1 pseudogene is annotated in these 646 nt (G+C 68.4%); it reads left to right on the plus strand.

Features of this window, described 5'->3' with window-relative positions:
- Window positions 1-330: 330 nt before the first annotated feature.
- Window positions 331-646 (plus strand): annotated as a pseudogene (locus IG178_RS24760) (hypothetical protein); the annotation flags it as partial.

Genomic DNA, 646 nt, shown 5'->3' on the forward strand with positions numbered 1-646 from the left:
CCTCCCCCTACGACCTCGGCGAGTGGGGATACGGGGTGGTCGCCGTTGAGACACCGGAGGGCAAGGCCGAGTACGTGCGGCGGCAGAAGTCCTTCGCCGAGCAGGCCCGGCCCATCCGTGCGAAACTGCTCGAACACACCACCGCACTGCTCGCCACATAAGCAGCTCGAAATCTGTTTCACTATTTTGAAACAGCTGGCTTACGATCGAGATGATCTCCTGACCCGGCCGCCCACCACGGCCAGAACCTGACCACCTCCCAGGCGGCATACGATGGCACCCGCATCCCGACCGGTCGAAACCCAGCATGACGGTCCGCCCCGCCCAGGCATGCCACCGGCTGCCGCCCCGGCCCCGGGACCGCACTCACCGCTGCAGGCATCGGTATGGGAGAAGGTCAGCCATCTCCGGGGCAAGCCGGCCTTCACCGGGCAAGGCCCCGGGTGGCACGCGCTGGCGATCCTGGAACAGCGCCCCGTCGGCGGATACCTCTACCTCCCGTACGGCCCGGTAGCCCATACCGAACACGGATTTCTCGACGGCCTGGAGTGGGCCCGGGCGGTCGCCGGCGAATGCAGCTCCCTGTTCCTCCGGGTGGAGGCCCCGGTCCTGCACTCCTGGGCCGCCCCCACGCAACCGGCCGAGG

Origin of the sequence: Neoluteolibacter marinus, assembly GCF_014904755.1 — a bacterium.
In the GTDB taxonomy this organism is placed as follows: Bacteria; Verrucomicrobiota; Verrucomicrobiia; order Verrucomicrobiales; family Akkermansiaceae; genus Haloferula; species Haloferula marina.